Source organism: Geothrix alkalitolerans, assembly GCF_022808885.1.
Lineage (GTDB): Bacteria > Acidobacteriota > Holophagae > Holophagales > Holophagaceae > Geothrix > Geothrix alkalitolerans.
On sequence record NZ_JAKZLE010000003.1, the window covers coordinates 138,238 to 160,423 of the forward strand.

The 22,186-nt window shown below is 61.3% G+C and carries 13 protein-coding genes and 1 pseudogene; 3 read left to right on the forward strand and 11 right to left on the reverse strand.

Annotated elements, in window-relative coordinates:
- Nucleotides 1-5 precede the first annotated feature (5 nt).
- Nucleotides 6-1,310: a ThiF family adenylyltransferase gene (locus tag MLJ35_RS08350; RefSeq protein WP_243383943.1), complete on the forward strand. Its 1,305-nt coding sequence runs from the start codon at nucleotides 6-8 to the stop codon at nucleotides 1,308-1,310.
- Between the two features lie 124 nt (nucleotides 1,311-1,434).
- Nucleotides 1,435-3,516, forward strand: a complete 2,082-nt coding sequence (locus MLJ35_RS08355; RefSeq protein ID WP_243383944.1) for a hypothetical protein — start codon at nucleotides 1,435-1,437, stop codon at nucleotides 3,514-3,516.
- 266 nt (nucleotides 3,517-3,782) lie between these two features.
- Here MLJ35_RS08355 and MLJ35_RS08360 read toward each other — a convergent pair whose 3' ends face one another.
- The 6 genes and pseudogenes from MLJ35_RS08360 to MLJ35_RS08380 all read right to left on the reverse strand — a co-directional run bounded on the left by MLJ35_RS08360 (nucleotide 3,783) and on the right by MLJ35_RS08380 (nucleotide 9,078).
- The gene (locus tag MLJ35_RS08360; RefSeq protein WP_243383945.1) at nucleotides 3,783-5,165 is read right to left on the reverse strand and encodes a nicotinate phosphoribosyltransferase; all 1,383 of its coding nucleotides are present in this window, start codon (nucleotides 5,163-5,165) and stop codon (nucleotides 3,783-3,785) included.
- A 62-nt stretch (nucleotides 5,166-5,227) separates the two neighbouring features.
- Entirely contained in the window at nucleotides 5,228-5,644 is a 417-nt protein-coding gene (locus MLJ35_RS08365; protein ID WP_243383946.1) for an NUDIX domain-containing protein, read from the reverse strand.
- A gap of 390 nt (nucleotides 5,645-6,034) precedes the next feature.
- Nucleotides 6,035-6,235, reverse strand: a pseudogene (locus MLJ35_RS16220) (adenylyltransferase/cytidyltransferase family protein); the annotation flags it as partial.
- Between the two features lie 9 nt (nucleotides 6,236-6,244).
- Nucleotides 6,245-7,144, reverse strand: coding sequence for a diacylglycerol kinase catalytic domain-containing protein (locus MLJ35_RS08370; protein WP_243383947.1), 900 nt, complete (start codon nucleotides 7,142-7,144; stop codon nucleotides 6,245-6,247).
- A gap of 1 nt (nucleotide 7,145) precedes the next feature.
- The gene (locus MLJ35_RS08375) at nucleotides 7,146-8,234 is read right to left on the reverse strand and encodes an SPFH domain-containing protein (protein ID WP_243383948.1); all 1,089 of its coding nucleotides are present in this window, start codon (nucleotides 8,232-8,234) and stop codon (nucleotides 7,146-7,148) included.
- Nucleotides 8,235-8,358: 124 nt separating this feature from the next.
- A complete protein-coding gene (locus MLJ35_RS08380; protein WP_243383949.1) occupies nucleotides 8,359-9,078 on the reverse strand; it encodes an NUDIX hydrolase in 720 nt (239 codons plus the stop codon).
- On the opposite strand from MLJ35_RS08380, the gene MLJ35_RS08385 reads away from it, so the two are divergent.
- The gene (locus tag MLJ35_RS08385; protein WP_275976452.1) at nucleotides 9,077-11,377 is read left to right on the forward strand and encodes a class I SAM-dependent methyltransferase; all 2,301 of its coding nucleotides are present in this window, start codon (nucleotides 9,077-9,079) and stop codon (nucleotides 11,375-11,377) included. The two genes, MLJ35_RS08380 and MLJ35_RS08385, sit on opposite strands and share 2 nt — an antisense overlap.
- Before the next feature lie 243 nt (nucleotides 11,378-11,620).
- Here MLJ35_RS08385 and MLJ35_RS08390 read toward each other — a convergent pair whose 3' ends face one another.
- From MLJ35_RS08390 to MLJ35_RS08410, 5 genes are all read right to left on the reverse strand, one after another.
- Nucleotides 11,621-13,687 (reverse strand): peptidase domain-containing ABC transporter, encoded by a 2,067-nt coding sequence (locus MLJ35_RS08390; RefSeq protein WP_243383951.1) that lies wholly within the window; start codon nucleotides 13,685-13,687, stop codon nucleotides 11,621-11,623.
- On the reverse strand, nucleotides 13,680-15,815 hold the full coding sequence (locus tag MLJ35_RS08395; RefSeq protein WP_243383952.1) for a peptidase domain-containing ABC transporter: 2,136 nt from the start codon (nucleotides 15,813-15,815) through the stop codon (nucleotides 13,680-13,682). The genes MLJ35_RS08390 and MLJ35_RS08395 overlap by 8 nt, the downstream gene beginning before the upstream one ends.
- An 846-nt stretch (nucleotides 15,816-16,661) precedes the next feature.
- Nucleotides 16,662-18,935, reverse strand: coding sequence for an ABC transporter permease (locus MLJ35_RS08400; RefSeq protein ID WP_243383953.1), 2,274 nt, complete (start codon nucleotides 18,933-18,935; stop codon nucleotides 16,662-16,664).
- A 119-nt stretch (nucleotides 18,936-19,054) separates the two neighbouring features.
- Nucleotides 19,055-20,491, reverse strand: coding sequence for a radical SAM protein (locus tag MLJ35_RS08405; RefSeq protein ID WP_243383954.1), 1,437 nt, complete (start codon nucleotides 20,489-20,491; stop codon nucleotides 19,055-19,057).
- 68 nt (nucleotides 20,492-20,559) lie between these two features.
- On the reverse strand, nucleotides 20,560-22,005 hold the full coding sequence (locus tag MLJ35_RS08410) for a radical SAM/SPASM domain-containing protein (protein ID WP_243383955.1): 1,446 nt from the start codon (nucleotides 22,003-22,005) through the stop codon (nucleotides 20,560-20,562).
- Between the last annotated feature and the right edge of the window lie 181 nt (nucleotides 22,006-22,186).

Here is a 22,186-nt window from a genome sequence, read left to right on the forward strand (position 1 = left end):
CCATCATGATTCTTCGAGTTCTAGAATCCAGGTGGACACCCTTCATTAACGCCCTTCGTTCTCGGAGGGATGTTGAAACGGCGGGTATTGTCCTTGCTGAAAGACTACATGGTGGAGGAGTCCTTCTGGCTCGACACCTGATTCCAGTTCCGGAAGACGGTTACCAAATTCGCCAGATCGATCAGCTGCGAATTGACCCTGTAGCCATCAACCGTCTGGTGAGAAGCGCGCGTGATCAGGGCCTGAGCGTCCTCACTGTGCATACTCACCCAGGAACCAGAGAACCTTGGTTCTCTCTGGCGGATGATGCCGGTGATTCTCGTCTGATCCCGTCCTTGTTTTCACAGATGTCGGGCCCACATGGTTCGATCGTAATTGCCGGTGAAACAGGAATATCGGCGGGAAGAGTTTGGACCGAATCAGGCCATAAAATACCGCTCGGAATACGCGTCATCGGACAGACGCTCCACGTGACACCCGCGGTATTCGATGACCCAGTTCATGGGAGCTGGTTCGACCGCCAGCAACTAGCGCTGGGAAAGGATGGGCAAGCGGTCCTGCGTGACTTGAATGTGGCTGTGATTGGCCTCGGTGGAACGGGGTCCTTGGCATTCACCCAACTCGCCCACTTAGGTGTTGGGAAGATCACAGTCATCGATGGTGATTTAGTCGAGGACTCCAATGTAAGTCGCATCATCGGGACGACCAGTAATGATGTTGGCGTCACGAGTAAGGTCGAGATCGCGATCAGGTACGCACGCAATCTTGGGCTCGGCACCCAAGTTCGTGCGCTGACGGGCCGACTCGGGTACGAAGTCCTGACAGATGAGATCGAGGATTGCGACATTATCCTTTCGTGTGTCGATCGACACACCCCTCGTGCCTTACTGAACCGCCTCGCTTATGAGAGGGCAATTCCTGTCATCGACATGGGGAGCGCCTTTCGAGTTGATCAAGACGGCAAAATCGTTGCCGGTGCTGGTCGAGTGGTAGTTGTAGGCCCAGGCCGACCCTGTTTGGGGTGCTGGGGCCACATTGACCCAAAGCGATTGCGGATTGAAGCCATGACCATGGAAGACCGAGCGCGCGAGGTTGCAGAGGGCTACATTGAGGGCGCGGACATACCCCAGCCGAGCGTGGTCTCGTTCAATACGATGATCGCTGGGGCCGCCGTTATTGAGTTCCTGCGGGTGGCAACTCGGTTCGCGGGGGCCGACGATCCGCCGATGCGTCTCAGCTTCGATTTCGAATCAGGAACAGTTCGTAGGAACCGTCTAGCGGAATCTGGTGCTTGCACGATCTGTTCCTAATAATTGCAGATACGCTACAAACTCAATGCGATAACAAGGTTGTAAATGTAGAATATCCGCATCGCTTCATTACAGTGGTGACGAGGAATCGCGATTTCGCCTTGCATTGTTCAAAAGGGTCAACATGCAACTACCCCTCGCATATCTCGACGGTTCAGTGGTGGAGGAGGTCTCACTCGACCTCTGGCGAAAACTATTCCTAGTCGTCGGCTGGCCTGAATCTCTCAAAAGCAAAAAGAAGTCATTCAACCACGAAGAGGTGCTCGCGGCCCTTCAGGGTGATGACCTTTCTGATGACCTGCTACAGGCGGTGGAGGCTCTAAACGAGCTAGGGACTGAGTCCGGTAGAGAGGCCATCGAGATTGCGATGAAGGACCGCAGAGTGCTTCCGGAGGCACTGCAAATGGATGTTGGTGAGCGTGAGCTTCCCATCATTTTGTTTTTGGCTCAAAAGGGAAACGCTGCTCTCGCTGAGGTCTTCCTACGGGCACAGGCCCAAATCCAAGACGGCACAGACCGTCGGCGGTACCACGAATTCATGGGCAAGGAGGCCAAGCCAGTCAGCCATTTGGCAGAAAGTCGGGGCACCTTACTCGATGAGACCAAGCGATATTGCATTGAGCAAGGCCTTGGCGACCACGTGCAGGTCACAACCTTTGAGGATGATGGGGCCTACATCTTTCATGTTCTTCGTAGCCACCACATGAAGAAACCCCTGGCTGTCGTGCCAGGGCACGGGGCCAGGGCGACGATTGCATACCGACCGGTGCACGCAGACACCCTCAGGTATGACGCGTCTGTAGGACGTCTCAGAATTTCCGTGCGCGCCTCCTCCATGGTGGAGTACTACCGCAAGGCTCTTGCCAGGGCCCTCTTTGGCGATCCGATGTTTTTCAGTGGAGAGGCGGTTTGCAGCCTCAAGATTCTTCAACAGCTAGGAAGGGGGGCTCTCGAAGCTCACGCAGTTGCTGGCGTTGGACGCGTCCGAATGACTGAGTGCCTATGGGAACGAGGTGATGGGGATTTCCTTCACATCCGCTCATCCGACTGTTTCCGAAACATTGAGGAACTCAACCTCCCCCTAGAAGAAGGGAATATCCTACAGGCGAAGTTGAAACTTCAAGTTGTTGGCCGGAGCACGCGCCCTGTCACCGTTAATATTCGGGTTCCAAGTCGGATCGAGGTGAGCAACAAACACCAAGAGAAACTCGTCGATGAATTTCTCACTGCTATCAATATCCGCAATTCGAAGGAACGTGCAGCGCAGGCCAACTTGTGGTGCCTTTACCCCTGGCGCCATCGCATTGAGAGTTGGCGCGAGATCTTCGGTGCCGAGACAGACACGCTTATCCGCCGCGGAGTGCTCGTGCCGATTCGGCTCAGCTCTGTACAGGCTCCAGATCATGGCGGAGCAGGCAAAGTGCTACTAGCCCACCCGATTGAGAAGGGTGAGTTCTACGGCGTTAGTCAGACCCCAGAAATCCCCTCTCGGTCACTTAGTGCCACGGATCTGGATGGATTTGAAATGAAACCGGTGGAGCTTCGTTTACATCTTCGGACCCATCTTGGATTGAAGGGAAGCACGATCGACTGGGGCGACAGTGGGCTTCTTGATCTGGGTGTGCTTGAAGTTGGCGACACACAATTTCGACTCATATACGCTCTCCGCCGACCACAGGCCGGCACTGGCGATCGGATCCGGGCGAAGACAGCTGGGGCCCACCCAGTCCTGCTACTTCCAGTATCGGTGGATGCGGAGGCCGGCATGCCCACCGCTCCACTCCGCGAACCGCTCCCTTCATCGAAGGACGTAACTAGAGCAGTCATCGCTGCCTGTGGGCTCACGAACAAGGTTCCGGCTGTTTTCACGGCCCCCGAAGGTTCTCGGCTTGTGGTTGATTCCCGGGTCGGCAAGGTCTGGATTGATGGAGTTGAAATTACTGGTCTTCGTGCAGGTAGCCACCCATTCAGGTTGATGGAAGCCCTCGCGAGGGCATGCCCCGAGGGTGTACCAACAGATGCATTGGCAAAGGACTTGTCAGGAGCGCGTCTGGATGGTGATACTCCAGCGCGACAGGCAAAGACATTGGCTCTAAAAGCAATCGATCTGGCCATGGCAGCTGCTGGACGATCATTCGATGAGAAACCAATCGTGTCGGGCCCCTCGGGTTACTACCGATGCACCCTACCGGTTCATGTCGTGTGATAGTTCATCTCGCTGTCGCAACCATCGAAGTTGCTTCACCACATGACTAGTGACCGACTTCCTAGCATCTTGTTTTGGCCTTGGGAAATGGGCTCGTACGTGAAGGCCATTAATCTCGCTGTGACTAGTGGGCTGCCAGAAAGGACTAAAGTCGATCAAAGAACTGCAACCTTGAGAAAGTCGACAGCGCGCTTATAAAGGTAGCGAGGCATTTTCGGCGAATCTCCAGCTTAGGAAGTGGCGCCCGTGGTGGCACCTGTCATTTGCTACCAGGCGAGTTCCCTCACTTGGTCCATCGTCCACTGATGAAGGATTTCACCATTCTCATAGACCAGGTGCAGGGCCGAATTTGAATAGGGCTCCTTGGTGTATGGCAACGTCTGGAAGTAATCACCGTTCTGTATGAGGTCGAGCTTTCCGCGTCGGCTTGATTTGGCAGGATCAGTACTCGGAGCCTTGAAGACATCCCGGTCCACACCATCCACCGTCACGGAGCTGCACTTGTAGGCGAACTTCTGGGTGTCGCGGTCCAGCTGCTGGAGAAGGCCGCCACCCATGCCGAAGGCGATGTTGGTGGCGCTGTAGCCGTGCTGTTTGGCCACCTCCAGTATCTCCAGGATCGAGTCACGGTTGATACCATCCCCCTGGATGACCCGGACATTGTTCAGGACCTTGTAGCCCTTGGCGTTCGTGGTCACGCCGAACTTCGATTCCAAGACTTCCAGGGCACGGTGGACCACCGTAGCGGGATGCCCGGAATCAGGTCGCAGAACGACCGTGGCGCCCGACTCGATGACACGCTCCCGGAGTTCCTCCCCCCAGATGAGCTCCAGGGCGTTCCATAGATCGTAGGAGTCGGAGACCACAGCAACGACGGACCCGGGCTTGGCGAACCGCGCGAGCATGTTCGCATAGGCCTGGGCCTCGCCCTCCCGCCCCCATGCCGTGATCGTGCTGTGCTCGGCTGCAGGGATCGAGAACCCGCTCATCGGGTGGTTGTAGTAGTCGTTCGCGCACCGGACCCCGACGATGGTGTCTGACCCCTGGAAGTTCACCAGGTGGGCGGCGCCGCCGATGGCGGCCGATTCCTGGCTGGAGACCCCGCGAGAGCCGAAGTCGTGGAGCTTGAAGGGCAGTTCCGCCTCGGGGTTATCCGCGGTCTCCACGAGGTAACGGTGGATGAGCTTCTTGATGTGGTGGGAGTTCGTGGCGACGGTCGTCGGATACCACACCCGCATCAAGAGGGTTTCGAGCCAGGACACGATCCAGAAGGACTCCGCGTCTGTGCTCTCGACGGTCATCAGTGCCTGGTGGGTGGGGACGACGGTCCCTTCCGGAACGGCCCGGATCCGGACCGGCAGCCGGCCACCCAGCTCGTGGGCAATCCGCATCCAACCGGCGCGGTTGAAGGGAACCCCGTGCTGGGCGAGGAAGTGATCGGCCTCCCGGACCATGTCCGGGGTGATCCGCTGGGTGAGGTAACGCTTGAGGAGGTACTGAAGCCCGAAGAACACCGTCTCTGTGTCACGACCGCCCCTGGATTCGAGGTAGGAGAACATCCCCGTGGTGCTCGGGGGGAACTGCAGCCAGTGGCTGGTCTTGTAGGAGTCCGTGTCGAGGATGAGGTTGTTTTCGGTGTGCGTGAGCATGGTGTTCCTTTCCGTCCTTGGGGACGAAGCATCCGAAGCAGAGATCGGTGACCCGGACCTGATCAGGCCTTCTGGGTCAGGTGGATGATGATGTCCTGGTGATCGTCGAAGAACCGCGCCCCTTGGGCGTGAACCTCCGACAGGGGAAGCCAGAAGGCTTTGGCGGCATCGTCGTGGGGGTGAACCACCGGCAGGGGGCCGGGCTTGAGGCGGAAGCAGGCGAGGTGGGTGATGATCCGTCCCCGCTGAGACCGATCTGGATGATCGAAGACCTCCCGCTCCGCGAGAGACGCCAAGAGCTCCTCACGGCTCACTTCAAGAGCGGTCTCCTCCCCAAGCTCCCGCAGGGCCGCCTGGAGAATAGGTTCGTCTGTTTCCACGAAGCCGCCCGGCAGAGCCCAGAGCCCTTGCCCAGGGTTCCGCTTGCGTTCGACCAGGAGCACGTGCCCGGACTTGAGCACGAGCGCATCTGCGGTCACGAAGGTCACCGGATAGGGAGCAGACTTCCATGCCCCGCGATATCGCTGAAGGAAATGGTGCTCCTCTATGACGCCGGAAGCCTCGGGGGATCCCATCCAGGTTCTCAGCCAGGCTTGGACCGGTTCGAGAAGGTCAAGGCTGGCTGGATCCTCACCGTCGAATAGCCGCTTCCTAACTTCGGTGGCATGCAATCCCAGGACGGGTTCCACTTCAAGGAAGGTCCAATCTGGAAAGAGTCCGAGGTAATAGGAGCTGTGGTCCTTACGGTGCCCTACCAGGGCGATGCGGGTCGCGCCCGAGGCAACGGCCAGGACCTCACGCCGAAGGCTGGCGGCCCAGAGATCATCGTCGTAGAGCCGATCCTGGAGTGGCACGAAAGTGATGCGTTCGCATTCCTCTGCGGTCAGGCAGGCCGCGATCATGGCCTGGCGTTCCCCAGGAGTCCAGGGATTTCGGGGGCTTCGAGGACGTTGGGAGGATCCCAGCATCACCACCACCCCGTCCGCCCGGGAGAGGGCCAGACGAATGGCGTCCAGATGGGCCCTGTGGGGGGGCTGGAACCGACCGATGCAAATTGCGAGGTCGAGCATGGGAGCCTCTCAGCGAATCAGTTTGAGGCAGTCGGGGGCGAGAGTGACGACGGCACGCATGCCCCAGACGAACTCGAGGTGGTCCTGCTCGATTCCGTCCCCGAAGAGCACGCCGTCCTCGTTCATCTCGGAGGTGAGTTCCAGCGGGTGCTGCTGATCCACAAGCCCCTGACTGAGCGAGGTGCCAGTGGCCCGACTGGGCCAGGCCTCCCGGACGAAGAAGGCCAGCCGGTGATCCGTCGGCTTCGGAAGCGCGGGAGCCTCCTTTCGCTGCTGCACGATGGACCGCGCCCATCCCGTGGCTCCGGTACCCGTGGCCACGATGAGACCCGAAGAGGATTGACGCTCCTCGCGCTCCCCCAGGCGGATCCGGTATCGGGCGCTCTGGTGGGTGCGGTGGCCAATGAAGACTTCGTTCAGGGCCACGAGGCGCTGGCCATCGTCCAGTCTCGCCTCGGCCATCGTTCGCCCTTCGACCTTGGCGCGACCGGCCACCGCATCCTGGAGCAGATCCGCCGCAGCCGCGGGTGGGTGGGGCACCAGGACACCTTCGAATGCTTCCGGATCCGGATTGATACCCAGGACCAGCTGGCCTTCCAGATACTTCGCGACGTTGGCCACGAGACCATCCTGTCCCAGCGCCAGCACCAGGTCCTCTGGCTCGAAGACGAAGCTGGCCAGGTCCGAGCGGTCGATGCGACTTCGCCGCCACTTCAGGGGAACGGCCGAGAGGACGGCCTGTAGCGCGAGGTCGAACCGGGCGTGACGCGACTCGGCTTCCTCGATGCGCTGGCCACGGCTTTCCAGGAAGAACCGCGCCGCCTCCCGAGTCCCGTGGTGGGCCAGCAGGTTTTGGTAGTCCGTGGGCCGGGTCACCAGCACCACGCGAGGAACCTTCGCGGTGAGCATGTCAGGCCCGGCCTTCGAGGCGCTGGGTTCCCGCGCGAAGTAGGTCGACCAGCATGGGACCGAAGAGGTCCGGGCTGAGGTTCAGGTGTTCGATGCGCTGCAACTTGCTTCCCAGTTCCTTGGCCGCCAGGCCCATGAGCACCATGGGCGGCATGGTGCGGTAGACCTCCAGGGTGGCCCGCTCCAGGTCGGCCTTGGCCCCTTCGACCTGCTTCACGCTCGAAGCCTCAGCTTCCGCGCGAAGATGGATCCCGGCGCTCTCCGCCTCGGCTTCGATTCGTAGAGCCTCTGCCTTGGTCTGGACCTCCAGCCGGTTCCGGGCAGCACCGGCCTCGGCCTCGATCCGCTTGGCCTCGGCGTCCTCGGCCGCCTGCCGGCGAGTGTTCTGGCCCTGCTGCGAAATGAGCTGCTCCTCGCGCTTGGCAAGTTCGATGCGGTTCTGAAGCTCGTTCTCCTGGATGGCCCGCTCCTTCTCGACCGCCAGGGCGCGGCGCTGGAAGGCGGCCTCGTCAGCTTCCTGCTTGATGTGCTCCCGGACGGGCGCCTCCAGCGCCTTCTCGAGTTCGGGATTGGGCTTCACCGCGGAGACGCGCACGGAGACGACCTTCAGGCCCATCTCTCTCAGACTCGCTTCACCCTCGAGTCCCTGTGCGACCTGTTCCCTGATGCGTTCCTGACCAGAGGCCAGGAGATCCTTGAGGGTGCAGGTGGAGATGGTGGTCCAGGCGTGCTGCTCCGCGAGCTGGCTCAAGAGGGTGGCCAGCTTCTCCAAAGGCTGCTTCGTCCAGGCTCCCGTGGTCCGGTTGATGCCGAAGTCCACCCGGGCCGAGAGGCGCTGGGGATCCACGGTCCGGTAGGTCAGCACGAGCTGGGCGCTGAGGTCCTGGAAGTCTGAGGACCTACCATGGAGCATGACCGTGAGTTCCCGGTCCTCCATGGGGATCTCAACGAGGCTGTCCGACATGGGCCGAAAGAAGAAGGAAAGGCCCTTCCCACTGTGGACGAGCCGGTCGCGCCGGGTGTGCAGGACGTGCATGCTGGCATCGCTGTGCAGGTGCCGGATGAAGGGGAAATGACGGATCTCCGCCATGGGAGCCTCCTGGAAGTGGACCCCGGGCCACCCTGCCCAAGGGGCAGGAATCTTCAGAGCCTGCGACACAGGCCTAGGGCTTCCGGGCCGTGCCCGGGGTCAGGGAATGGGTAGAGCGAGGACGCTACACCGCGGATCGCGCCGAGAATTGGTAGAGGGCCGCAGGGCGGTGGTCCACGTCGGACTGGCTCTCCCCAATGGGGTCGAGTTCGCCCGTCGCGAGCATGCGGCGCCGAAAGGAGTCTTTGTTCAGGGGGCGACCGAGGATGCCCTCGTGCACTCGCTGAAGCTGGGAGATGGTGAAAGCCTCTGGCAGAAGCTGGTAGCCGACGGGGGTGTAGTTGAGCTTCCCGCGCATCCGCTTCACCGCCAGGCCGATCATCTCGGCATGGTCGAATGCCAGCGGCAGATCACTACCATCCTGGGACTGAGCCTGGACAGGCCCACCGGCTTCCCCCTCCCAGGGCACCAGGAGGCGAGCCAGGATGGTCTCCTGTCGGTGAGGCTTGAGGGTACGGAATCTGTCCTCGTGGACCAGGGCCATGTGGGTGACGCTGATGGAGCGGTCACGGGGATCCCGTCCAGGATCGCTGTAGGTGTAGAGCTGTTCCAGGTAGACCCCGGTGAGCCCCGCCTTGTCTTTCAGGACCCGCTTGGAGGCGGTAAGGAGGTCCTCCCGGCCTTGGATCGTCCCACCGGGCAGCATCCATTGCCCCTTGAACGGGGTCTCGTCCCGGTGGATCAGGAGGGTGTGCAGTTGGTCCTCGACGAGGGTGACGACCACCACGTCCACGGCCACCACGAAGCGTTCGGGAGAGCCTGAGGTTTGGTTTCGGGTGGTCATGGTGGACCTCTTTGATACATTAAGCATAAATGCACCATGCATCGAAGTCAACCCCGCCCAAAAACTTTTCTCAGTATCGTTTGGAATGGCCCACACCGACCAGACTCAGGACCGGGGCGATCTGAGCTCTTATGATCGCTATCTGCGCGGAATGGACACCTCCATGCGTCAGAAGGTGGCCCTGACGGCGGCCCACCTCCTGGGCCAGGGGAAGGTCGCCGACATGGGAATGGGTTCCGGGCTTGGCAGCCAGGCCCTGGCCTCTCTCTACCCAAATCTGGAAGTGGTAGGAGTCGACCTTGACCCGACCATGGTGGCCCTGGCCCATGAGCGTCACCGACTCCCCAACCTGACCTTCGTCGAGGGCGACATCGCCAGGGCGGTCTTCTCTCCCCAGAGCTTGGATGGGATCTTCGATTCCTCGGTTCTGCACCACGTCACGAGCTATGGCGGCTATCGCTACGCCAATGCTCTGGAGGCCTTGGAGGCCCAGGCCGCACAACTGAAACCGGGTGGGGTCCTCATCGTGCGGGACTTCCTGGCACCCGGAACCCAGGATGTCTTGCTCGACCTGCCTGCCGACGATGGGGAAGCCACGTCTGATCCCCGCAGTTGCTCCACCGCGCACCTCTTCGAACGCTTCGCCACCGAGTTCCGGAGCCTATCCCCTGGGCCTGGGTTCCCCTTCCAAACCCTCGGGGCTGTGCCGGATCGCCCCGAGTGGCGCCGCTACAGGGTTTCTTTGCATCACGCCACGGAGTTCATCCTCCGCAAGGACTACCGCTGGGACTGGGAGGCCGAGGTCAAGGAGGAGTATGGCTACTTCACCCAGGCTGAGTTCGAGGGCCACTTCGCCCGCCTGGGCCTCCGGATGCTGGCCTCGACGCCCATCCGTAATCCATGGATCCTCCGGAACCGCTGGGAGGGCAAGTGCCTCATCCGGGATCTGGACGGGACACCTCGTCCCTTCCCAGCCACCAATTACCTGATCGTAGGTGAGCGGGTCCCCTCAAAAGCTGGTGTGGCCTTCCGGGATGGTGGAATCGCGCAGTCAGGCCGCTTCCTGCATATGGCCCACTTCCGCCATCGGGAATCTGGAGCGGTCTTCGACCTGGTCCAAAGGCCCTTTCCAACCCTCGATGTGCTGCCCTGGTTTCGAAAAGACGGCGACCTCTACGTGCTGGCCCGCATGAGCTATCCACGCCCCATCCTCGGTGCGATGCCAGATGCTTCGCCAATACTCGACGAGCGTAGACCCTCGAGCTATCTCACCGAACCCCTGACTGCCATCCAGACTGACCAGCCAACGGGATTCACAGTAGAGGCCATGCTCCTGGAACGGGCCAGCCTCGCCCCGGACCAGTTGATGACCTTCCGGGAGGGCGCCACCTACTATCCCTCCCCCGGCGGCATTCTTGAGGAGGTACGGTCCACACTCGTCGAAGTGGCACCTACCTTCATGCAGGATCACTTCGAGCACCAGTCGGGTTTCAGCACCAGCGGCCGTGTCCATGCCATCGAGGCTCGGCAGTTGCTCCGAGCTGCGCAGGTGGGGGGACTGTCTGATGCTCGTCTGGAGCTGAACGTCTACGAGCTCCTACTCCAACTAAGCGAGGGATTCGGCGACTGGATTGGAGAGGAGATTCGTCTAGGAAACATTGAGAGTCCGCCCGAGCTAACCACCTGGGAGGCCCTCCTGGCTCGACCTCATCGGCGTCAATTCGAGCCCGCTCGACCGGATGAATCACTCGGCTACCTCAATCTCAACGCGCGCACTTTCGAGGAGGTTGATGCGTTCGGCGAGGTCCTGAACACCTCAGTGCTGGAATACGTGGTCCCGGCGAAGGCCTCCACGAACACCCTCGCCGCGGTACTCATCTTCCGGCATCAAGGCACCGTCTACCTTGGCCTGGAGGACCGGGACCTCCCTGGCCCCCAGGGGTTCACGGGGCATAGTGACTTACTCACGGCACCGGCCTGGCGTCTGCCTCAGGCCGTAACCTCCATGCCCGTCGCGCGGGAGTGGCTACGCCAGGAACTGGCTCGCCACTGCATCCAGGCCGGTTCCATCTGGGACCTGGGTGGTGCGTACCATCCAACTCCAGGACTGACGCCTGAATGCGTTCATCCCCTTGCTGTGGAAATCATCTCCATGACTGACCGCACTGCGGCCTACCACTGGATCCCCCTCAATGCGTGGCCTGAGGTTCGACATCAGATTTGCGATGGACACCTACGCATCCTCGTCAGTCGACTACGGCATGCGCTGCAATCCATTGCAGTAGACAGTCGAAGCTAGAGGAAGTAGGTGATTGTGTATGGGAGCCCTTCTGCGCTGAGCTGGGAGACTGGGCCTGATTTCCACAATATTTCTGGCTTGGTTTTCGGGTTTTGGGTCAGACAGATGGTTATGAACCTGATGACCCGGTGTCCGCCTCGGTCCTACACCCGCAGGGACTCCATCCAGCCTCGTCCGCATGAGACGGGTACGGTCTCCATTCCGGGTCCAGAGGTCGAAGGGCCCAGCCACGCAATCGCGCCTTCACCTGGACAGGTCAATGAGGGAATAACGCGGATGACCAGCTTCGGCTAGCACCTCCTCATGGCTGGCGTAGATGATGGTCCGTCCGTCCAGCATGGGCGACTTCAGAACCTGCCTGCGTTTTGGCCAATCCAGGCTAGAAAGCGCCTCATCGAGAAGCAGGATAGGCTTGGCGGAGGCCAGTATCCCCGTGATGGCGATCAACTGCCGCTGGCCGCCCGAAAGATTATTGGCGCCGTTCACGACCAGGGTCTGGTACCCCATCGGTAGCGATCGCGCCCACTCGTCGAGGCCTGTCCCGACGGCGGTCTCGAAGATGCGCTCCTTCCTCGCATTTCCCGACAGCAGCCTCAGGTTGTCCAATATAGTCCCGCTGGATAGGCGGGCCGACTGTGGCAGGAAGCCGACGGAGCCGGCAATCGGCTGGCCGGTGGTGCTACCGAAGTTGATGGACCCGATTTCTGGCTCGTACAGTCCCGCCAGGATCCGAAGCAAGGTGCTCTTGCCCTTGCCGGAAGCGCCCTTCAGGTGACAGAGGGAGCCCGGGGCCACCGAGAAGGTCAATCCAGAGAGAACCCACGGCCCCGTGTCGCCGTACCTGAACCAGAGGTCCTCTACATTTATCGGGTCCTTACCCGAAAGGGCGCTGGCGGGACCGGTCCTCTTGGCGCGCGGGGCGGAGAACACCTCCTGCGTCCTGAGGAGCTGGGGCCTCGCCAGGGCAAAGGCCGCCCCCGCTTGGGCCAGATTGGACATGGATAGGAGGTAGGACGCCGACAGCTGGGAGAAGGCCATGAACTGGCCGATAGTCATCCGCCCGCTGAGGGCCTCGGATCCTCCCCAGAGGAGAACGAAGGCGAGACCCCCGTAGTTGAGCGAATCGTTCAGGAGACCCTCGATGAGCGAAAACCTTTCGACCTTGAGGCTCTTGCGTAGTTGATGACGGAGGTGGCGCTGCCATCTCCCTAAGCCCCATTTTTCGCTCCCAGTAGCCTTCAGGATCGGGATCCCCATCAGGAGTTCCCCCACCGCGTTCCTCTCCGCCTGTCCCAAGCCCACCAGTTCCTTCGCCCCACGCATTTTCGCGTAGGCCACCACGGTGTAGGCGAAAAGGTATGCCGCCACGCCGAGGGTCAGGAACAACGCCGCGCCGGGCCTGATGCTGGCCAGGTAGAGCAGGAACACGACCGCGCTGCAGGCATCCAGAGCGGCTGAGAGGCCCCCGTTAAACGCGACGGACCTCGTCATCCGGATACCGATGAAGGCCTGGATGAGTTCGCCTAGGGTCCTACCTTGGATCTGCCGGAACGGGAGCGAGAGAAGATGTCTGAGGAGGCCCTTTTCCAGGCCCACATCCACCCGAGCGTAGAGGGAGGCGAGGGTCAGGTCTCGAAGCAGGCCCACGAGGGCGCGGGAAATTGCCGCAGAAGCCATCCCGATGCAGATAATCAAGAGCAGGTCTGCGGAACCTCGAGGAAGGGCACGGTCGATCGCCTGGGTGCTCATCCAGGGGATGAGCAGCAGTAGGACCTGAACGGAGATCGAGCAAAGAAGCGCGACTAGGGCGTACCTCCGCTGATCGTAGAGCAGGCGCGAGAGCCGGCGCCAAAGTCCGCCGGACTCCACGCCCATCGGCTTTGTCTCAATCGCGATGCCCAAGGATGCATGCAGCAGCCGCGCGCGCGAGAGCCGGACGAGGCCGCGCTCCCCGGCGACAAGAAACTCGCCGTCGGCCTTCCCCCTCACGACCAACCAGCCGCCCTGCTGGTCTCCGACCAAGGCCGGCAACTGAAGGAATGGCAGGTCGTCGGGGTACAGGCGGATCAGGCGGGCATCTATGCCGCGCGCCTCCAGGCTTTCGATCGTCCAATCCGCATCCAGGGTTCCTTCGGGTTCACGGTCTAGCCCGCGGGTGGTGGATTCTCCCCCTAGCCAACTAGTGATTAACTGCACCGCATCGCCCGACTGGAGGCTCACGGGCGGATTGGCATGGTCCGGGTGGTCAGAGTGCCGCCGCAGGGCCGCAAGCAAGCTTTTCCATATCGCGCTAAGGGTGGTGCTAGCCATGCCCGCCCTCCATGGCCGCGATGATCCTCCTGAGCGGCCCCTCCTCCCGGGACAGGTCCCCAAAACTCCCCACCTGGACGATGGCGCCCTCCTCCATGACCACCACACGGTGTGCGTCCTTGATCGTCTCTAGGCGGTGGGCGATCACGATGCGCGTACACCCCAACTCGGCCAGGTTGGCGTGGACAATAGCCTCAGTCTCAAGATCGAGCGCGCTTGTGGCCTCGTCCATGAGGAGGATCGGCGGCCTCCTCGCGATGGCCCGCGCCAGGCAGACACGCTGCCGTTCGCCGCCGCTGAGAATGTTGGCGTTCTCGCCTAGCGGGGTGCGGTACCCCAGGGGCAGCCTCCGCACCACCTCATGGAGGTGGGCGATGCCAGAGGCCCATTGGACGACCCCCTCCGGCAGGTTCTCCTCCTGCCAGGCGATGTTCGCGCTGATGGAGTCGTTCAGCAGGAAGCTGTCCTGCAGCACCACACCCACCTGCGACCGCATCTTGGAGAGGTTGATCTTCGCTAGGTCGACGTCATCAAAGCGGATCCGCCCTTCCGTGGGGAGGTGCATCCCCAGCAGCATCCTGGCCAAGGTACTCTTGCCCGCCCCGCTAGGACCCACCAGCGCGATCTTCTCGCCCGGACGTATGGTCAGCGAGACGTCCCTGACGACCCATGGCGAGCTTGCGGCGTACCTGAAGCTAACGCCCTCCAGGACGATGCCACCCTGAAGCCTTCCGGGATCAACCGTCCCGCTCCTTTCTCCGGGGCACTCCATGATGTCGTCCAGGCGGGCCATGTGGCTCAGCAGGTACTGGAGGTCCGTCATGGCGTTGAAGGTCGACTCTAGGGGACCCACGAAGAGCGAGTAGAGGGATAGGAATCCGAAGAAGGCGCCCAACGTCATCGCGCCCTTGGCGACCTGTGCCCCGCCTACCCAGAACAAGCCCGCGAGGGTGACCCCCTGGAGGGCGTTCATGGCGTGGGTAGACGCGGTGGCGAGCCTGCTCCGCTCCACAAGGGCGTTCGCCCGGCGGATGGCCCTCGACAGCCAGTGGAGGGCAACTTTCCGCTCGGATGACGCGGCTTTCACCGTCTCGATGTTGACCAGTACGTCCAGCAAGAGGCCCGTCTCCTGCCCCGCGAGCGCAAGCTCCGTGGACATCAGCTGCTGATTCCTCTGGCGCAGCGCCAGCAGAAGGGCGGTGCGCAGCGCAGAGGCGGCAAGGACCAGGAGAGCCATCCCGCGGTGGAGGACGACCATGGTGGCGGCGATGCCGATAAGCATGACGCTGTCCACCAATGTCGCCAGGCTGCGGCTGGAGAAGAAATCGCGGATGTGGGAGTTGCTGTCGACCCGCTGCATCAGGTCGCCGGGCTGGCGCTGGAGAAAGAAGCCAATCGGGAGGGATACGAGGTGGGTGACAAACCCCTCGATCAGCCGCCTGCCCATCTGGTTCTGGAGGTTCTGGACGACGTAGCTACGGGCCAAGCCTAGGGCCAGCCTGCCCACCAGGGAAAACACGAGCGTGAGGACCAGCACCAAGAGGAGGGACCGATCGTGCGGGACCAAGATCCCGTCTACGAGGAGCCTATTTGCGGCCGGGAAAGCGAATGAAAGCAGCAGGAGTAGGAGCGATGTCGCGAGGACGAGGGCGAGGTCCGACCGCGCCTCCCGAATGAGGGCCAGATACCTACTTAGGCTTGGGAACCGGTGCCTTCGCCTCGCGAACCCGTCGCCGGGCTGGAACATCAGGGCGACGCCGGTAAACGATAACCGGAATTCACACATCGACACGAAGCATCGCCCGGAGCGGGGATCGACGATGTGAAAGCCCTTTCGACTGACCCTCTCAAGCACGACAAAATGGTTGAAGTCCCAATGCAGTATCGCCGGCATGGGCAGTCGGTGGAGGTCCTCAACCTCCACACTTGCAGCTTCCGCCTCCAGGCCATACTCGCGTGCTGCCCGCAGGATGTTGGTCGCGGTGGAGCCGTCACGGGACACCTTGCAGCGCTCGCGGACTTCGGAGGGCGGGGCATGATGTCGCCAATAGGCGAGGACCATGGCAAGGGCCGCCGCGCCACATTCGACCGTCCCCATCTGGGGAATGTAGGGGACCCTGCGCGCCATGATGTCACTCGTCTCGACGAGTCAGGGTGCCGAGAGCGAGGTCGAGGAGGCGCCGCCTGCCGGCGGCGTAGTGGACCTGGACCACGGTCCCGGCTGGGGGCGCGGCCTTCGAAAACCATGAATTGTGGTCAACTAGGTCCACTGCTAGCCGGAAGAGCGGCTCCCCCTGGCGCGACGCGGGGCCGAACGCCTCGGCTACCTCGTATGAGGCGGCCGGGAGCCCCGCTGTCTCCACGACGCAGCCCCGCATGAATCCAAATTTGGATGGCGGGAATCCCTCCACCTCCACGCTGAGTGATTCGCCAGGTCTGAGGCGGGTAATCTCCCTCCAGGGCAGGAAGGTCACGACCCGCAAGGGGGAGTTCTCGGCAATGACCACCCCCAGAAGGCTTCCTTCTCGTATGTGGCCTCCGACCTGAGGCGCGAAGGCCTGAATGACGCCGTCCTCAGGGGACGAGACGACCCGTGCGCCCGCAGAGGAAGCCACAACGAACAAGGGCTGACCACGTCTAACTCGATCCCCATTCTGGGCCATGGCCGCTGCTAAGATGCCATCCCCCTCGGACAGGAGAAGGGGGGTCTCCACCGAAGGCCGCAGAACCCCGCGGACTGTAGTCGACATCTCCACGCTCCCGAACGCGAGATATCCGAGCAGAAGGATGGCCCCCAGGCCCACTAGGGCGGATAGCGCCCACGTCCATGGCGGCGCGATCCGGAGCGCTTCCCCCTCCTCGCCATCCCTGGCGAGCTGCTCAAGGGCCTCCCTCCTGAAGAGGGGAGGCTCACTTTGGAACCCATCTCTCACGGTGCCCCCGTAGGCTCTACTTCTACACAGTGAACTGGGCTTTAGCCCTGGTCGAACAATGTCGCCGGGGCCATGCGCGAGGCACGAAGGGCGGGCGGCAGGCATGCCCCCATGACAGCTAGGGCCAGGAGCAGGCCCGAGGCCAGGAGGGAAAGGGGATCGATCGCAGCCAACGAGGCGACCTGGGTGTGGAGTAGCCTCACCATAACCGCCGTCCCGGCCATTCCACAGAGCATCCCAAAGGCCAGGAGCCTCCCCCCCAGCCCCACGACCATGAAGAAGAGGTCAGATGGTTCGGCCCCGATCGCGGAGCGGATCGCAAGCTCCCTGCGACGCGCCCGGAAGATTTCATCAAGCAAGCCGAAGAGGCCGAATGCGGAGAGCGCAGCCGTGCAGATCGCCAGGATTGCGAGGGGGATCGCTGTTCGCTTCTGGCCGGCGGTGCTGTCTGCAATGATCTGGTCGAAGGGCTGCAGGGTTCGGACGCCCAAATCCGCGTCCAGGTTGCGTAGCGCGGCGTCGAGCTGCGCCCGCACGGTTGCGGCATCGGCGGCGCTCCTGATCACGATGTCCATGGATGGCAGTCCCACGTCTCGGGGGATTGCCTGATACACCTGAGGACACAGGGGGTCGTCAAGCCCGATCTCGCGGGAGCCCTCCACCACCCCGACAACGGTCTTAACCTCCCCTGTTGCTAGGAGGGTCCTGCCGATGGCTTGCCCATCTGGGAACAACTCCTTCGCGAGCGGGCGGCTGATCAGGATGGCCCCGATCTCGCCTGCAACGGGGGTGCGCCCCTCGACCATACTCAGGCCGAGGGCCTTGACGATGTCACCCTCCATCCGGTGGAACCAGACCTTGACCTTACGTTCCCCATTCTCTGTCTGGGTATACCCGTAGCCACCGGCGTCAAGGATAGGAACCGGGCCGCCCACACAGATTCCCTGCAGCCCGGGAGCCCCGTGGAGCCGTCCGATCAGGTCCGTGGCCCACCCCCACGCGAGATTCCGCCTATCGCGCGGTAGGGGCAGGCTGCACACGTAGAGGTGGTCCGTTCTGAACCCCGGGCCCCTCCTGATTTGACTGAACAGTGTCCGCAGCATGATGGAGGAGGCGGCAAGGAGCATGAAACTCAGCGCGATCAGGAGCCCCGCAAGCGCATTCCTTATTCCCGGGGTCCTCGTGGCGCGCCCGCTGAAGCCCGCCAGTACCCTAGCCGGCTGACTTCTATAAGCCTTCACCGCCGGGAGCAGGCTTGATGCGAATCCGCTGGCCGCCCCTAGGCTCAGTGCGATTGGAATTATCCAAGGCGAACGGGGAGGTGCTTCCGCGAGCCCCAGCTGGTACGAGAGAATCAGGCGTAGCGGGTATTCAATCACCAATCCCAGGATCGCGCCCAGACACCCGAGGAACACACCCTCCAGAACGATCTCCGAGGCCAAGCGGAAAGGAGGCGCCCCGAGGGCCGACTTCACCGCCAAGATCCCCTCGCGGTCCACCAGGCGGGCGAGGAGTAGCGCCGAGGCATTTGAGCAGGCGATGAGCAGCAAAAGGGCAATGGCACCCTGGATGAGGACCAGCCGGGCCTTTACGGGTCTTACTCGCTCCTCCGCGAGGGGGGCGACGCGCATGCTAGCGATCGTCCAGCCGAGCCGCTTCGCGATAGCCCTAACCTCCTGGTCTGCACCAACCAATCCAATTCCCTGGCGCATCCTGCCGATCACGTCGAAGTCAGAACCAGCGCCCGGCTCGAGTTCCTCGGGACTGAATTTGGTTGGAAGATAGGCCTCGGCATGGGCGTAGGAACCGGAGGCAAGGGTGAACCCTGGGGGGAGTACCCCCACCACGGAGAAAGGACTCCCGTTGATCTTCAAACTCCTGGTGAGGATAGATGGATCGGCCGCGAACCTAGACTTCCACATACCGTGCGAAATCACGATCACGTTGGGCCCCCCGTTCCGCTCCTCCTCGGGGGTGAAATAGGCCCGGCCCAGGTAGGCGTTGGTCCGCAGGACCGTGAAGAACTTCGCCGAAACCCTCGCCGCCTTGAAGAGTTCCCTGCGCTCTGGCCCCTCCAGGACAGCGTCAACGCCCCCTACGAGGGCGGTCTGCTCCATCGTCTGGGTGGCCTGTTCCAGGGATTGGTACTTGTGGGCGTTGAACTGGGCCCTTGCCTCCCCCTGAAAGGTTCGCCAGATGGACACAAGCCGGCCAGGCTCCGAGTAGGGTACCGGCCGTAGAACGAGCGTGTCCATGACCGAGAACATGGCCGAGGAGGCACCTATCGACAGGGCGAGCGCGATCAGCGCCAGCAATATGGGACCCCGGTTGAAGCGGTAGGACCTGATTAGGGATCGGATCACACAATCTCTCGGATGATGTGAGAAGGGGAGTGGTGGTGGAGCCAGAGGGGTATGGACGGTTGATCCCAATCTCAGCGGAGCCGGTTCGAGGTCGCCGGTGCCTTCGGGCACTTCAGGTCAGGGTAGTGGGGTTTGTCGCCCCCGTACACCTTCACGATGTCCCGCCAACATCTTCCGCGCACCGAATTGCATTCCCGGAAGGTCCCGCAAGTGCGGCAGGGGCCGTCCGGAACGGCCCCCTGGTCGGGGTAGATAAGCGACCAAGCCTCTTTCGAGTTCCACATCTCCATGACGGACTGCCGAGAAAGGTCTCCGATCAAGAAGGCGGGATGGTCGTAAAGCTCTTCACAGACGGTCACCTTCCCGTCTGGCAGAAGGACGAACCCGTCGCGGTTTCCTGTACAGTACCCGCGGTATTCCCAGGCTTCCTGGTGGGAGGCGGGCTCGGATGGCACTTCGTGCCCAATATCGACGGCCACAATTTCCATGGTGGGATATCGCGCCCTCCTCAACTCCACCGCCTCTCCGATCTCCGCCGCATCTCTGTCCGAGATGAACAGGGAGTCGCTATGGCAGCCCATCGAGCGGCCGTACGGGGTGAGCGATAGCCTGCGGACATGGCCCAGACCCCCTAGGAAGTCGATCAGACCCCCCAAATGGGGGACGTTCTCCGGGATGACTACGCAATTGACCACGACCGAAATTCCGGCCTCCCGGGTCGCCTCAAGGGACCTAAAAATGCTCCTGTGGTGGTTCTTTACGCCGATCATCCTGTCGAGCATGGATGCGTCAGCGGAATCAACGCTGAGTTCGAGTTGGATGCCGAGATCCCTCAGTTTTCGCGCCTGCTCTACGGAGATTCCCATCTTCGTCGGGATGCTGGCCGTCATCCCAAATCTGTTGAGGAGGCCAAGGATGTCGAATATGCGCGGATGAAGCAGCGCCTCGCCGCCGCAGATGCGCACGAACTCAAACTCAAGGTCAGAGAACTCCTTGAATATGGCCTCCAGTCGGCCCAGGCTCAGGAGGTTTTCCTCGATCGTCCTTGAGACCTTGGCATAGCAGTAGACGCACTTGTGCGGGCAGAACATTGTCGGCAGGTAGGTGACGTGATGAGGCTTCCTCAGCCTGCGTTCGGTGAGGTTGACCTTGTCCTTGGCGATGATGAACTTCTCGAAGGAATACCCCTTTAGATCGCGAAGACTGACGGCATCGGCCGGAATCAAGATCTCTCTTGTCTTCCAGCTCTTCTGGCGATAGGCGTTCGCCATCGAAAGCACCTCCTCGACTCCGGCGTCCTCGGTCCGACCGGTAAGCTCCGCCCAGACCCTGCCAACCTCCCGGATGGACCTGAAACCGTCCATCAATGCGAATAGGATGGCCTCGCTTGGCGAGATCAGGACGTAGGAGGCGTGAGGGACCACCCTGTTGAGAAGCGCGACCCTATCGACGTCATTCTTCATGAGGTAGGCAGGATTTAAGACCACTCGGTCATTCATGCTGAACATAGTCGGCCTTCTGTAATAGCCATCTGGCGGGCATTGGACGATCTATTGCCGGACGCTGCCGACATGCCTCATATCCTTCGGGCGCCTTCGGGCGCCTTCGGACAGCGCAGGTCGGGGTAGTAATGCTTATCCCAGCCGTAACCTTTCAGCGTGTCCCGCCAGCAGATGCCCTGGCCGGAATGGCATTCTTCAAAGGTGGAGCAAGTTCGACAAGGACCTGATGGGACAGATGTTTGATCGGGGCGGATGAGGTTCCATGCCTCTGCCGAATCCCACATTTCCATCACGGACTGCCGGGTGAGGTCCCCGATGATAAATTCCGGATGGTCGTAAAGCTCCTCGCAGACGGTTACCTTCCCGTCCGGCAGAATGACAAACCCATCCCGGTTCCCTGTGCACTGGCCACGATTCTTCCATTCCTCCACCCGCTGGTGAGGATCCATTGGCGCAACCGCCCCATTGCCGCCCACGGCGATAAGCAGGTGGGGATATAGGCCAGCCCTTCTCTCGACCTGCTCTTTGATGGTCTTGATATCGTCATCGCTCAGGAAAAGCCCTTCCTGGTGATGCCAAATGGACCTCGCATAGGGGGAAAAGGTTAGCCTGAATATATTCTCGTACTTGCCAATGAAGTCGATTAGCGGGCCGAGCGTGCTTAGGTTATGTGGCGTCGCGACGCAGTTAATCCGGACCCTTATGTTGGCCATCCTCAGCTCGTCGAGGCATTGCAGAACTCTTTTGTTATAGTTCTTAACGCCCACCATGAAGTCCAGCGTCTCCGGATCCGAGGAGTCCAGGCTCACTTGGATCGTGTCGATCCCGAGGTCGTAAAGCCGTTTCGCTTGGGCATACGAAACGCCCAGCTTGGTGGGCAGATCCACACCCATGCCGAACCCGACAATCATCTCCAGAATATCGAAGATCTGCGGATGCGCCATTGCGTCACCGCCGGACATCTGAATCCGGTCCACGCCGAGGGCTGCCAGCTCGGCAATGATTTCGCGGAGGCGATCGATGCCCAGCAAATTTTGCTCTCGTGTGGGGTACGTCTTCGCGTAGCAGTAGACGCATTTCTGCGGGCAGAACATGGTCGGCAGGTAGGTGACCTTATAGGGGACGCGAAGGCGCCTGTCTGAGAAGTTCAGCTTTTCTTTTGAAATCACGAACGTATTTGGATCGTACTGGACCACCTTGCCTCTATTGCTTTCGCTTACGGAGACCAGTAGGTTCGCTTCCTTGAAGCTGTTAGTGGTGAGTTTCGTGACCAGCGCCTCGACCTCCGAATGACCGATATCCTCATCCCTTTCCGTCAGTTCTCCCCATAGCCTGCCAACATCACCTAGCGTCCGCTGGCCATCCAGAAGCGCTATGATGATTGCTTCACTGGGCCTTAGCATGCATGAGATGCCTGACCGTACTGCGACAGGCCTGGTGAGGACAACCACCCGATCAACATCGTTTTTTAACACAAGTTCCGGATCAAGGGCGACACAAGATTCTCTGGAATAAAGCATTTGGTCTCCGCGGCTGAGGTATTGCGAAAATGGGCTGACACCCGATGCGGCCGGGTGTCGGCCCATCCTGATCAACTGCTAACTCACTGGCCGGTGCTACCGATTGGCCGTACCCGACGAGCAGCAAACCGCGCACCCACTATTGCACTCGTCGCACGGCTGGATAATCCCGCCGACCACC